11 protein-coding genes are annotated in these 12,772 nt (G+C 48.0%); 3 read left to right on the top strand and 8 right to left on the bottom strand.

Annotated elements, in window-relative coordinates; translation table 11 throughout:
* Positions 1-57 precede the first annotated feature (57 nt).
* Positions 58-363, top strand: coding sequence for a ferritin family protein (locus tag ACFSRY_RS16855; protein ID WP_377510489.1), 306 nt, complete (start codon positions 58-60; stop codon positions 361-363).
* A gap of 15 nt (positions 364-378) precedes the next feature.
* Here ACFSRY_RS16855 and ACFSRY_RS16860 read toward each other — a convergent pair whose 3' ends face one another.
* From ACFSRY_RS16860 to ACFSRY_RS16870, 3 genes are all read right to left on the bottom strand, one after another.
* The gene (locus ACFSRY_RS16860) at positions 379-840 is read right to left on the bottom strand and encodes a DoxX family protein (RefSeq protein WP_377510492.1); all 462 of its coding nucleotides are present in this window, start codon (positions 838-840) and stop codon (positions 379-381) included.
* A gap of 87 nt (positions 841-927) precedes the next feature.
* Positions 928-3,198: a TonB-dependent receptor gene (locus ACFSRY_RS16865; RefSeq protein WP_377510495.1), complete on the bottom strand. Its 2,271-nt coding sequence runs from the start codon at positions 3,196-3,198 to the stop codon at positions 928-930.
* Positions 3,199-3,431: 233 nt separating this feature from the next.
* Positions 3,432-4,127: an SIR2 family NAD-dependent protein deacylase gene (locus ACFSRY_RS16870; RefSeq protein WP_377510498.1), complete on the bottom strand. Its 696-nt coding sequence runs from the start codon at positions 4,125-4,127 to the stop codon at positions 3,432-3,434.
* A gap of 135 nt (positions 4,128-4,262) precedes the next feature.
* On the opposite strand from ACFSRY_RS16870, the gene ACFSRY_RS16875 reads away from it, so the two are divergent.
* Together ACFSRY_RS16875 and ACFSRY_RS16880 are read left to right on the top strand one after the other, a co-directional pair.
* A complete protein-coding gene (locus tag ACFSRY_RS16875; protein ID WP_377510501.1) occupies positions 4,263-4,715 on the top strand; it encodes an AAA family ATPase in 453 nt (150 codons plus the stop codon).
* 94 nt (positions 4,716-4,809) lie between these two features.
* A complete protein-coding gene (locus ACFSRY_RS16880) occupies positions 4,810-6,021 on the top strand; it encodes a pyridoxal phosphate-dependent aminotransferase (protein ID WP_377510504.1) in 1,212 nt (403 codons plus the stop codon).
* Between the two features lie 339 nt (positions 6,022-6,360).
* Here ACFSRY_RS16880 and ACFSRY_RS16885 read toward each other — a convergent pair whose 3' ends face one another.
* The 5 genes from ACFSRY_RS16885 to rmuC all read right to left on the bottom strand — a co-directional run bounded on the left by ACFSRY_RS16885 (position 6,361) and on the right by rmuC (position 12,610).
* Entirely contained in the window at positions 6,361-7,329 is a 969-nt protein-coding gene (locus tag ACFSRY_RS16885; RefSeq protein WP_377510507.1) for a transposase, read from the bottom strand.
* A 51-nt stretch (positions 7,330-7,380) separates the two neighbouring features.
* On the bottom strand, positions 7,381-7,878 hold the full coding sequence (locus tag ACFSRY_RS16890; RefSeq protein WP_377510510.1) for a transposase: 498 nt from the start codon (positions 7,876-7,878) through the stop codon (positions 7,381-7,383).
* Positions 7,879-8,022: 144 nt separating this feature from the next.
* Positions 8,023-8,751 (bottom strand): hypothetical protein, encoded by a 729-nt coding sequence (locus ACFSRY_RS16895; protein ID WP_377510513.1) that lies wholly within the window; start codon positions 8,749-8,751, stop codon positions 8,023-8,025.
* Between the two features lie 552 nt (positions 8,752-9,303).
* Positions 9,304-11,133, bottom strand: a complete 1,830-nt coding sequence (locus ACFSRY_RS16900) for a M2 family metallopeptidase (protein WP_377510516.1) — start codon at positions 11,131-11,133, stop codon at positions 9,304-9,306.
* A gap of 142 nt (positions 11,134-11,275) precedes the next feature.
* Entirely contained in the window at positions 11,276-12,610 is a 1,335-nt protein-coding gene (gene rmuC, locus ACFSRY_RS16905) for a DNA recombination protein RmuC (RefSeq protein ID WP_377510519.1), read from the bottom strand.
* Positions 12,611-12,772: the final 162 nt, after the last annotated feature.

Raw genomic sequence — 12,772 nt, forward strand, 5'->3', positions numbered from 1 at the left:
AAAAGGGTATATGGCGTTAGGGTAGGAGAAGTTAACCTTAAGATAAAAGCTATACTTATGCCGACAGAACAATACCATGAACCACCTCAGGAGCTTTCACAGGAGACACGCACTTTTGTGCGCATGATTACCTCTGTGATAGAAGAAGCCGAAGCCATCAGCTGGTACGAACAGCGTATATCTGTAGAAAAAGATGAGGAGGCAAAAGCTATTATGCAGAACGCACAGGAAGAGGAGTTCAAGCACTTTGGAATGGACCTGGAGTTCCTGCTACGCAAAAAGCCAAAGTGGCGTGAAATGATGAAGATAATCCTTTTTTCTGAAGGTGATATTGTTGAAAAAGGAGAAGAGGCGGAAGATTAATCCGCCTCTCTTTCTTTAGAAAGCACGGTCTTTTCCGGCCATTTCTTTGTCTATACTTAAATAACCGGCGCCACCCACAGTCAATGCCCAGGCCATACCGATTACCAGAAGGTGATACTCAAATCCTTCGCCGGCTTTGTTGCCGCCCCAGTTCATAAAGAACCCATACTGCAGGTGGACCATCAGCACAATTCCTGTGAAAAGGCAGATGATGCTGAAAGCCCAGAAACGGGTCCAGAAACCAACAATCAGGCAGAGTGATCCAACAAACTCTATTATGATCACTATCCAGGCCAGGAAACCGGGCCAACCCGTCATTTGCTCAAAAGAGCTTATGAAGCCAGAGGGACCGTGACCACCGTACCAGCCAAGCAGCTTCTGGGCACCGTGCGGGAAGAGTACCAGGCCAAGAAAGACACGGACAATCGTAAGGCTCCAGGTATCTGGTGTAGAGAGTAATCTGTATTTGTAGTTCATAGTCATTGCGTTTTGATGAACATTAGGTACTACGCATTTATTTATCTGTAAGGTTCCTAAGGGTTTAGACTATAATGGGTTCACAGATTACATCAATCCGAATTTCAACCCTACAAAGAAGGTGCGGGGCCTGGCAGGGCCATAAACATAGTTGCTGTCTCTGTTTTTACCAATATCGAAATCAGATTGATAGGCATTGAATATATTCTGAACTCCTGCACTTAGCTGAAGGTCTTTTTTAATGTTGTCAAACGTGAACCGGTAAGCCAGCTTCAGGTTGTTTTCCAGGAATGTTGGTGATGTAACAAGGGCATCCTCTGTCACGCCGGGTGCTCCCCCGAAGTGCGGCACCTTCATCGGGCCTGTTAATACTCCTGAAAAGGCCGCCGTAAACCTGCTCTGGGGCAGCATGGTGAGCACGTAATAGCCATAGGTGTTGGGTGTCCGGAGGTATTCCCGGGTGGGGCTGATCTCAGACGACCAGGCAACCGGGGAATCGTAAAACGACCGTTGAAAAGTGATGCCTGTCTCTACCTGGAAAAGCTGACTATAATTTAGCCGCCCTTCCAACGTGATTCCTTTTACAGTAGAATTGCCTCCGTTTTTACGGAGCAGTCTCTGGTTGCCCTGTTCATCTGTACCGAGCTCCTCCAATACAAAGGCATCTATTAACCTGGTGTAAAAGCCATCCAGGGTAAAACCAAAAATCATTTCCTCACTTGCTTTATTAAAATCAAGAGAAGCACTAAAGCTGTTGGAGGTTTCTTCCTGAAGACCCGGGTCAACCTGGATCAGTGAAACTCCGCCGGCGGCAAAAGCAATATGCAGGTCTGTTTCAAATGCCTGGGGTGCTTTAAAGCCCCTGGCGTAAGAGGCCCTGATTTGTGTAGTGGTACCTAGTTTATAAACGGCGCTGATGCGCGGTGTAAAGGTTAACCCTGTTACATTGGTGTGTTTGTTCGCTCTTATTCCTGAGAGAACCGTGATTGCAGGCGTAATATCCCAGTCACTTTGCAGATATACCCCTGTCAGGCTCGTTTGCTGGTCCACCAGAAAAGCATAAGCCTCTATCTCATCGAAGATTGACTCGTACACATGCTCTGCTCCTGTGGTAAAAGTGTTTCGCCCTCCCAGAAAATCATGGAAAATATAGTTGTACTGAAAGCCTCCCTGTAAGGTATGGTTCTTCGTCTTTCCCCAGCCATCTGATTGATCAATTCCGGTATAATGGGTGCGCCCAGAATTCTGGGCAGCACCATAAATACTGTAGGAAGTTTTACCATCCTGTGCTACATGATCATAGTTAACTCCTCCCACCAGTATATTGTGCAGCCGGTATTCCGACTGGTCGGCCTGGTCGGCTGGTCTATCCAGTTTGTTGCCCCCGTGCCGCAGTTCATAAATGCTCCAGCCGTTTACTTCCAGTTTATCGAGTTTTGTAGGCTTGAAAAAAGTATTAAAACCAAAGGAGTTGTTGTCAAGCCTGGATAGTTCTGAAAAGTCATCATTATTGGCATCATATGCTTGCCTGTCACGAAATGACCCGAAGAAGGAGATCCCTGCGTTTTGTTCCTCGTTCACTGTGTTCACATTGGCGTTAATGAAATGATCCCAGGCTGCACCGTCTGTTATCAAGGAGGTTGTAGAGAGGGTATAAGAGCTTTCAACAGGCTCTTTCGTGATGATGTTTACCGTGCCTGCTATGGCACTGGAGCCATACAGCACAGAACCTCCGCCCCGTACTATTTCTACACGGTCAATCATGTTCGTGGGAATTTGCTCCAGCCCGTACAGACTCATCAGTGAGGTGAATACAGGCCTGCTGTTGATGAGTATCTGGGAATAGGAGCCTCCTAGCCCATTCATGCGCAGCTGCGTGTAATTACACGTCTGGCAGTCAGTCTCCATTCGCAAGCCCGGCTGGAAGCAAAGCCCTTCTGACAGTGTGTTGGATTGGGTGAGGTTAAAGGTTTTACTATCGAGCAGGTTAACCGCTACCGGGCTTTCCAGCCGTCGCCGGCTTGTGCGCGTTCCGGTAACTACTACTTCATTCAGGGTTGCATTACCTTCCCGTAGTACAAAGTTCTCTACCGTTTCTGTGCCTAAAGATACCTGTACACTTCTTTCAGTTGGCAAGTAACCTATGGCAGAGACGATGAGTTGATATGTACCCGGTGGCACATCCCTTATCTCATATTTGCCATTCTCTTCTGTCGGGGCTCCCCATTTTGTACCCTTTAACATAACAGTAGCATAAGGCAGCTCCTTGCCACCTGAATTCACTTTGCCGCTTATACTTCCGTTCTGAGCATAGCTTAAAGAAGGGATCAAAAGCAGAAAAAATATTTTGTATAACATATTTCTATTTATAAGTAATTAGTTTTGCAAAAGTATTAATTTAGGTACGTCTAAAAAAAAAGTTAGATGTATTTATGTAATTTATCTTAAACAAGTAATCACAAGTTGTTGATTTAGGAGAAAGGGTGGTAGAGCTTAAGGCAAAGCAGGAGGAATAATGAAAGAGATTAAAAAAGCAGAAGGCGCAGCTTCAACAAAGAAACTGCGCCTTCTGCTTTCCTCTTGTGTTTTGGTTAGAGGAATCTTTCCCGTAATACCTGGGAAACTTTTATCATTCCTGTGCTGGCCTTCTCCTCATAAAGGTATAGGTTTGGCCGGTTTCGCATGGGAGGAAGCCTTGGGTCTACCACAAAAATGGGAACTTCGTCGGGAACAAAATCGACCAGTCCGGCTGCCGGGTAAACCACCAGGGAGGTGCCTACCACCAGGAAGATATCTGCCTGTACAGTTTCTTCCATGGCCTTTTCCATCATGGGTACAGGTTCTCCGAACCAGACAATGTTTGGGCGTAGCTGTGAACCACGTTCACACTTTTCTCCCAGGTTCAGCTCCCATCCCTCCATCTGGTAAATCAGGCTGGGGTCCAGTGTGCTCCGGCTCTCGAACAATTTTCCGTGCAGGTGTATCACGTTCGTGCTGCCAGCCCTTTCATGAAGATTATCAACGTTTTGGGTGATAATGCGCACATCAAAGTCTTTTTCCAGATCAGCCAGTGCCTTATGCCCGGCGTTGGGCTCTACTTCATGCGCATTTTTGCGTCGCTTATTGTAAAAGTCCAGCACCAGTTCAGGATTCTTTTTCCAGCCCTGCGGAGAGGCTACCTCCATCACATCGTGCCCTTCCCATAAGCCGTCTGCATCCCTGAACGTAGCCACCCCGCTCTCTGCGCTTATGCCTGCACCTGATAACACCACCAGTCTTTTCTTCATTTTATGTATTCGGTTTAAAGTCAATTTTAAAAAGTTCCTGTAAAATATAAGGCAGCTTTACCGGAAAGTTTCATAAGTCACATTAGTAACCTCTATGTCGCTTACTGCTTATACCTACTAAAGCAATTTCAACACATGCAGGCAATTATCTTCTGTGGCATTCAGGCCAGCGGTAAATCTACCTTTTACAAAGAACACTTCTTTAACAGCCATGTGCGCATCAGCATGGATCTGCTGCGTACCCGAAACCGCGAGCTGAAGTTCCTGAAAGTTTGCCTCCAGACACAGATGCGGTTTGTAGTTAATAACACCAACCCTACTTCCGAAGAAAGAGCCAGGTATGTGGCACTGGCCAGGGCTGCCAGGTACGAGGTCATCTGCTACTTCTTTGAGTCCACTTCAGCAGAAGCCCTACAGCGTAACAGTACCCGTAGCGGCCGCTTCCTGGTTCCGGATAAAGGTATCTATGGTACGCATAAAAAACTGCAGGTGCCTGCCTTAAGCGAAGGTTTTGATAAGGTTTACAGGGTAAAGCTGTTGCCAGGTGGGCAGTATGAAGTTGAATTAACCGAAGGGGAAGAAGTATAAGTGGCGGCATCTGTTTTGCATTGCTTTAAAATACAGCCTCAGCAGGTGTACAGGCTATGAAACTGTATGTTATCTTCGCTAAATTTTTTTCGTGATGATCAAGAGAAGTGAGCGCCTGAACAATGTTTCGTATGACTTGTGCGGACCATTATATGAGAGAGCAAAAGAGCTGGAACTGCTGGGGCACAGCATTACGAAGCTGAACATTGGCAATCCCGCGCCTTTTGGCTTTGATGCGCCACAGGAGGTAACGGAGCGATTAATCCAGAGCCTGCAGCAGGCTCAAGGCTACTCAGACCATAAAGGATTGCTAAGTGCCCGTGAGGCTTTAAAAAAGCAGTATGAAGAAAGGGGAATACTTAATATCCATACAGATGATATTTTCCTGGGCAATGGTGTGAGCGACCTGATCATGCATGCGGTACAGGGACTGCTGAACGAAGGGGACGAGGTGCTGGTACCTTCACCGGATTATCCGCTCTGGACTGCATCTGTCCGCTTTGCCGGAGGCAAGGCGGTACACTACCTTTGTGATGAGGCATCGGACTGGTTTCCGGATTTAACCGACATCAGGCGAAAGATAACAAGCCGTACACGAGCTATCGTTATCATCAACCCAAATAATCCTACCGGAGCTGTTTATTCTAAGGAGTTACTCCAGGAACTGGTAAAGCTGGCAGAGGAACACGATCTGGTTGTTTTCTCTGATGAGATTTATGACAAGATACTGTACGATGGGGTGACCTATGCTTCTACGGCTTCTATATCTGATAAGGTGCTTTGCGTTACCTTCGGAGGTCTCTCAAAAAATTATTTAGCAGCCGGCTTCAGGGCCGGATGGATGCTGGTGAGCGGAGCAAAAGAGAAGGGCAGGGGGTACATACAGGGCCTGAACACCATGGCCAGCCTGCGTGTTTGCAGTAATGTGCCTGCTCAGTATGCCATTGAAGCAGCTTTGGAGGGGCAGCAGACAATCTTTGACCTCACATTGCCTACGGGCAGGCTAGGGCAGCAACGGCAGATCTGTTATGAAAAGCTGACTGCCATACCCGGAATCAGCTGCGTAAAGCCAATGGGGGCTTTTTACATGTTCCCTAAAATAGATCTCAATAAGTTCAAGGTGCGGGATGATCAGCAGTTTGCCTTAGATCTTCTGACTGAGCAACACGTGCTGTTAGTTCCGGGCACAGGCTTCAACTATCCACAACACGATCATTTCCGGGTGGTGTACTTGCCAGAGCCTGTTGAACTCAGCCATACCCTGGACAGGTTGTCTACTTTTCTGGAAGCTTACAAGCAAGCGTAATATTCCGGTAGGGTAAGGTGGTTTAAACTTTCCTGGCAAAATCGTGTGTAGCCGTGTTCCGCAGAGCACGGCTACACACGATTTTCGGAAGCTGTTAATGTTGCTTTTTCTCTTTTAATGGATTCTATTGTGGTAGGTTTCTTACCCGTCAGCCTTTTGAAATTATATGAAATATCAGGTTCTTTTTTGAAATATTGCCAAAAATGTAGAATAGCATATAACTCTCTCAACTTATTGAAAAAGTATTGTTCTATCTCATGCTTGTCTTTAATACTCTAATTGCGTGTAACGCCAGTTTGTCTAAAAACTTCTGCTCGTTTCTTGGTTAAAGATAGTGATTTACAGATATATTGCACTACTGGCGAGTCTTTTTATACGTTGGCTGTAGCCCCGCCAGCAGGCTCTCCAACCGCTCAGCAAGGCTAAACAGGCCGCACGGGCCCTGGCATAGGCCAGCAGCGCCTGCCAACCGACGATATTAAAGATGCGGCGCAGGTTGTAGGCCACCAGCATCAGGCCCACGTCAGCCGAGGCCCGCTCCATTCCCTGCTTGGTGAGCACGTAGCTGTAGCCCCACTGCCGCTTGATGGTGCCGAAGGGGTGCTCGACGATAGCCTGCCGGCGCTTGTAGAGCTCTGGGTTAGCTGCTATGTTTTGACGGTTTTGCTCAAAGACCGGCGAGTAGAGATTGCGCTCGATGAGCCTGCCGTTTTTGGCTGTCGTGCACCGGTGACGCACCGCGCACGTCTTGCAGGCCTTGGTGCGGTACTGGTGGAAGCTGGTCGGGTGAGCCCGGCTCAGGTGCTTGGTGTAGACGTGCCCGTTGGTGGTGAGGGTGTGGCCCTCGGGGCAGGTATAGGTATCGCTTGTGTGGTCATAGGCGAAGTGCTCAACGTTATAGGCCGGGTCCGGCGCGTTGGATGCGGGCGCAGGCACGGCCACCAGCGCCGTGATGCCCAGCCCCTGGGCGGTCTCCAGCTCCGAGCCAGCATAGTAGCCCTTGTCGAAAAGGGCCGTGAAAGAGCGGTTGCGCACAATGCTCTTGGCCCTGCGGAGCATATTGCCCATCGCCTGGCGATCGTTGTGGTTGGTGACGCGGTAGTCGATCAAAAGGCAGTGCCGGGCGTCCACCGTGGCCTGCACGTTGTAAGCTACTTCCGTGATGGTGTTGCGGATGATCATTTGCCGGCTCTCCGCGTCGGAGGTGGAGACCTGGTCCTCACCCGAGTCCTCCAGGTAGTGCAGGAGCCTGAGGTAGTGCTCGCGCCGCAGCGCGTGGTGGGCCATCGCATCCAAAAGCCGCTCCACCTGGTTCGTCTGCGCCAGGGCCTGCTGAATGGCCGTGAGTTTCTCTTCAATTTAGGCCAGGTGGCGGGTGATCTTGCCCCGGTTATAGTTGTTCTTCTTCGAGTTCTGTGCCCGCAGCTTGGTGCTATCGCCGGCCAAAAGCTCGCCGCCGATCAAGTGAAAGTGCTGCGCCGCCCGAACCGTGGCGCGGAAGACACGGGTGATGGCCTTTGAGTTGTTCTTGCGGAAATTGGCGATGGTGTTGTGGTCTGGCCGAAGCTGGCCCAAGAGCCACATCACCTCCAGGTTGCGGCCGCACTCCCGTTCCAGGCAGCGCGAAGAGCGGATGCGGTTCAGGTAGCCGTAGACCAGCAGCTTGAGCAGTATGGATGGATGGTAGGCCGGGCGGCCGTTCTCGGGGAAGTCCGTGCGGAAGCCTAATTTTTCGAGCGGAAGCGAATCGACGAAGGCGTCGATGAAGCGCACCTCGTTGTCGGCGGAGATCAGCCCCTCCAGGCTGGCCCCACCACCGGGAGGCTCGTCCCGGCTGTAGGCTTGTTTGAATTTCATAGCTTAGGAGGATACGTGTAGTATCACTTAGCTGCTTAGCTTGACAAAGGTTGCCGGAAGTAAGATGTTATTAGACAGTCTGACGGATTGGTATAGCAGATGGCGAGGCGTCAGCCGAGGCATGACTGCTATACTTGGTTGGGGCTAGTTCTTTATTTTCAAGTACTTCTTAATATCTGAGTATTGATACTTCAATTCAAATACTGGTGTCAAATTCTTGATTGCGTTCGGCAGATAGCAAGACTCTACTATCTCTAAATGATTTTGATGTAGAGCAAATCTTGTAAGTTCAGATGATGTTTCGCAGTCATTGTAATGTTCAAGTGCCCAGTCATATGTTGCCGAGTCAAGTCCTGACTCCTTGTCAAGAAGCATTTTTTTAAGCTCTTTTCTCTGTTTTTCATATTGAGCCTTCTTTTGTTTCAACACCAGCTCCTTAAAGCCCCCTTTGGTATCAACCACATCACCTAAATACAGAGCCTTACCTGTCAACGTTGAGTAGTTCAAGTACTCGGTCCAGCTGGTGCAATAGGCTCCACAACCTTCGGCACTTATGTTAAGAGATAGTATTCCTTGCTTATTGTAGGTAACCTGAAAGTCAAGATACACAATTCCTTCTGCTGCCCAATTAGCAATTGTTGAATCCATGGAAGCTTCGGGGTACTCGTTGTGGGTGAGCTTATTTTTTATATCATTGTTTATCAACAAGTCTGTTCTTGAGTCACCTGTCCGCACAATTGGATAATTGTTACTTTCGGATTGTATATCTACAAAGCTAGGAGACAATAGTACCTTTAGTGTGTCTATCCGTACTCCTTGCCCGAAGGAGTTCAGAGCAACAAATAATAGAAGTATAGTTGTTATCTTGTTCATTTGAATTTGCCCCAACTATAGTGTATAAGGAGTTATTCCGGTTATTGGCAATATGTGCGGAGTTAGTTTTAATTAATGAATGCCAGTTTTATTGATTTAAGCACTACTTTATCAAACTCCACCATAGTATTTTGCTTTTACAATATAAGGTTATTTATGGTAATTGCCACTTTCTGTAGCATTTGTTAGGTACAAAAGCTTAGTAATTACAAAAAGTAAGACAGTGCCTCAACAAGTGTGATTTCTTTCACTCTGATTTACCTATAAGGATCTCTTGTTAGAGCTAACGGTTATCTATTAGAGAACCTTAATCTGAGGTACTCTGAATAATAGCAGCGACATTTAAGCTCACGGTACTGTTTATATTCGGTTATAAGCGGATGCAATCCGATATTACTGCAGTGATCTTAACCTGGAACTCTAAAGCCGAAAAGGAAAGAGAGAGGCTTTAACCTTATCCTAGTGTAAATAAAACAAAAGCCGTAGCGAACCATCGCTACGGCTTTTGTTATTGTGCCTGTTAAGACACTGCTCTTAAGCAAACTCTCAAATTTAGAGTGTGTACTTTCGGCCTTTGTTCTGCTCTTTCAGGTAATCCATCAGCGGCTGGAAGTAAGCAACCATGGCGCGGGCACTAAGCTCTTCGCCTGTTTTTTCCTTCAGCATCTCACGCCAGTCGGCAGATGATCCCGGGTACATGATATCGCGCAGGAAATTGCCCACTTCTTTTTTGCCGTAGTAGTTCGTGGCATGTGGGTCCTGCTTAAGGATGTTCTTGGCAATATGATCGTGTAGCTGGAACAGGATGATGTAACTCATGGCGTAATCGTAATACTGAGCCGCGTCATCATTAATGTGGGTTTTAGTGGCAGCATCAAGGTAATTCTCACCACGATCAGTTGGTGGCACAATGCCCTGGTACTTTTTCTTCAATTCCCACCAGCGCTCATTCAGCTTATTAGCCGGGAGTTTATTTGCGTAAAAATCGTTTTCCCACTCGCTCATCACACCGGAAGAGAAAGGTATGAATACCACATAACTCAGCGCCTCTTTCAGCAGTGCCTGTACCTCATCTGTCTGTGCATTTTTGTCGATCAGGTTTAGTTCTGCCAGGAATGGTTTCTGCATGGCAGCCAGCCCCATTAAAGAACCGATTGCCTCATGGTAAGCACGGTTGGCACCCTCACGCAATAGTACCGGTACCTCTGGGTTCGTATAGGTCATGTAGTAGTAAATGTGGCCTAATTCATGATGCGTGGTTTCATACCACTCCGAGTTTGGCTCCACGCTCATCAGGCTGCGTACGTCATTATCCAGATCCATGTGCCAGGCAGAAGCGTGGTTGTTTTTCTTGTAGTTTACGTTTGCCGGTAGCGGGTAAAGGCTGGACTTGGTGTAGAAAGTCTTCGGAAGGCTCGGAAAGCCAAGGCTGGTATAAAAGCGCTCTCCCTGCTGCACGATCCACTCTGCTCCTTTAGGCTTTAGAGCAGCATCCAGGTCAATTCCTTCTACTTCTACCATGGAGCTCCAGTCCTGGCCCCAGCGGTTTGGCAGCCAGTGCGCCGGCAGGTAGTCCGGTACCTGCTTCACGTCGTATTTTTTTGCTAACTCGTAACGGGCGTACGTATGCAGCTCGCGGTACAAGGGGCGAAGCTCTTCGTTGATCTGCTGCATCAGGTCCATCATCTCGGCACGAGACATACCGTAGTCAGAAGCCTGGTATGTAAAGTAGTCGTCGTATCCAAGGCTCTGAACGGTTTCATTTCGCAGGTTGCGCAGGTTAAGCAGGCCTTCTTTTAAACCAGGTCCTACGGCCTTGCTTGCCTGCCATGCATCCAGGCGCTTCTTCAGGTCCTTTTCACTTTTAAGGATGTTGTCGATGTCGTTGGTGCTTACTGACTTTTCATAGATGCGGTAATCAAAGCCGTACAACTTTTCCGTCTGCTCTGTTTCCGCCTTAATCCTTGCTTTTACAACTTCCGGAATGATCTGCGGATTGTTGGCACCGGCATACAGAATGGCCTCAAACTGTTTCACCTGTAGTGGTGTTAGCTGGTCTTTTTTCTCCAGCATGGCTTTGGCGGTGTTGATATTCTCTGTGCTTCCTGTAAAAGCAGCAAAAGCCTCATTAGCACGTCGGGTAGCCGCTGCATTGGTGGTGTCGCCTTCTACAATTTTAGTGTTGCTTGACCACTCAGCTTCTGCCGATTTGGTGTACAGGTCCTTGAATGTCTGGGAATAATTATCCAGGAAAGTCTGTGCTTCCTGCTGCACTGCCGTCATTTCAACAGTTTGTTCCATGCCGGCAGTTTCAGTTTTCTGGCTGGAGCAGGAAGAGAATAGTATGGCGGCGGTCAGGCCGCTAAGGATGAGTTTTTTCATAAGGTGAGTTTAGGATTATGAACTAATATAGCACTCTTACGCTGTAGAAGCAAAAACTGTGCACTTCCTTAACCCATCAGCCTCCTAAACAACATAACCCTTCTTAAATAGTGGCTATGGGAGGATTTATCTGGGGATTATCTTATTCGGATCGCTCCATTTCTTCTGTGATCTGGGCCTCCTGCAGCAGGTTATCATCAATGGTTTTGCTAGTCTTGGCTCCAAGCTCCCGCAGTATTTCCACGCGTCTGATCAGGTTGCCTTTTCCATCCGTTAGCTTATTCATGGCAGCGTTGTAGGAGCTCTGGCTATGCTCGAGGTGCTTGCCTATGGTTTTAAGATCATCTACAAAGCCTACAAACTTATCGTAAAGCTTACCGCTTTCTTCGGCAATTCGCAGCACGTTGCGTTTCTGGTCTTCCTGGCGCCACACACCTGCCACCGTACGCAAGGTGGCCAGTAGGGTAGAGGTGGTAACAAGCACGATGTTCTTGTCAAAGGCATCGGTGAAAAGGTCGTGGTCATTCTGCACGGCCAGGTTAAAGGCTGGTTCTATCGGAATGTACATCAACACAAAATCCGGTGAGTTGATGCCTGCAAGCCGGTGGTAGTTTTTCTTTCCCAAATCTGTGTAATGGGTTCGTACAGAGCCGATGTGCCCACGCAGGTATACTTCCTGCTGGTGCTCATCCTCGCAGCTGCAATAAGCCTCATAGGCTACCAGCGACATTTTAGAGTCAATGATAAGGTGTTTCCCATCTGGCAGGCGCACGATCACATCCGGGCGGTACACCTGCTTCTCATCATTCTGGCGTACTTCTTCGCGCTCGTAATGCACCCCTTTACGCAGACCGGATTTCTCCAGCAGGCTTTCAAGCAGGTATTCCCCCCAGTTGCCCTGTGTTTTGCTTTCCCCTTTCAGGGCACGGGTAAGGTTAAGGGCATCCTGGCTCATCTGTTGGTTAAGAGAGGCAAGCTGCGTGATCTGCTCTTTCAGGGACGCGCTGTCTTTTAAGGTTTTCTCATAGGTCTGATCTACCTTGGCTTCAAATTCTTTGATGCGCTCCTTTAACGGCGACAGAATCCTCTCCAGGTTCTCGGAAGAGGCTTTGTTAAAGTGCTCGGCATTGGTCATAAGAACCTGGTTGGAGATGCTCTGGAACTGCTGCAAAAACTTCTCACGAAGCTGCTCCAGTTCTTTACCCTGTTCCTGCAGGCGTAACTTCAGATGTTCGTAGTCCGTCTCGGTTTTCGTAAGGGCATTCGTCAGTTCTAGCGTTTCGGTCTGTGCATCCCGCAACTGGCTTTTTAGCTGGTTCAGCTCCTCAGCTTTTTGCTTTGCCTGGCCCTCCAGCACGCCTTGGGTAACAGCAGCTTGATTTGCCGTTTGCTGCAAAGCATTCAGCTTTCCCTTCAGTGCCAGGAAGGCAACTACCAGCCCTCCCAAAAATGCGGCTATTCCTACGATCATCTCCATGAGGTAAAGGTAAAATAAATTAGCATTCACCCCAATGAATTTGCTAATTAAATTAGCTTTTTAGATGATTAGGAAGGAGCATTTGATAAGAAGAACATTAAAAAAACAAAAAGCCCGCTCTACTTCATATTATTGAAGTAGAGCGGGCTTCCAGAAGGTACT

The organism is Pontibacter locisalis (assembly GCF_042684605.1).
Taxonomy (GTDB): domain Bacteria; phylum Bacteroidota; class Bacteroidia; order Cytophagales; family Hymenobacteraceae; genus Pontibacter; species Pontibacter locisalis.

What these genes read in the sequence shown, in the direction of transcription:
- ACFSRY_RS16900 (WP_377510516.1), bottom strand. Translation starts at nt 11,133, where the DNA reads ATGAAAAAACTCATCCTTAGCGGCCTGACCGCCGCCATACTATTCTCT.
- ACFSRY_RS16870 (WP_377510498.1), bottom strand. Translation starts at nt 4,127, where the DNA reads ATGAAGAAAAGACTGGTGGTGTTATCAGGTGCAGGCATAAGCGCAGAG.
- rmuC (WP_377510519.1), bottom strand. Translation starts at nt 12,610, where the DNA reads ATGGAGATGATCGTAGGAATAGCCGCATTTTTGGGAGGGCTGGTAGTT.
- ACFSRY_RS16895 (WP_377510513.1), bottom strand. Translation starts at nt 8,751, where the DNA reads ATGAACAAGATAACAACTATACTTCTATTATTTGTTGCTCTGAACTCC.
- ACFSRY_RS16880 (WP_377510504.1), top strand. Translation starts at nt 4,810, where the DNA reads ATGATCAAGAGAAGTGAGCGCCTGAACAATGTTTCGTATGACTTGTGC.
- ACFSRY_RS16875 (WP_377510501.1), top strand. Translation starts at nt 4,263, where the DNA reads ATGCAGGCAATTATCTTCTGTGGCATTCAGGCCAGCGGTAAATCTACC.
- ACFSRY_RS16865 (WP_377510495.1), bottom strand. Translation starts at nt 3,198, where the DNA reads ATGTTATACAAAATATTTTTTCTGCTTTTGATCCCTTCTTTAAGCTAT.
- ACFSRY_RS16890 (WP_377510510.1), bottom strand. Translation starts at nt 7,878, where the DNA reads ATGAAATTCAAACAAGCCTACAGCCGGGACGAGCCTCCCGGTGGTGGG.
- ACFSRY_RS16855 (WP_377510489.1), top strand. Translation starts at nt 58, where the DNA reads ATGCCGACAGAACAATACCATGAACCACCTCAGGAGCTTTCACAGGAG.
- ACFSRY_RS16860 (WP_377510492.1), bottom strand. Translation starts at nt 840, where the DNA reads ATGAACTACAAATACAGATTACTCTCTACACCAGATACCTGGAGCCTT.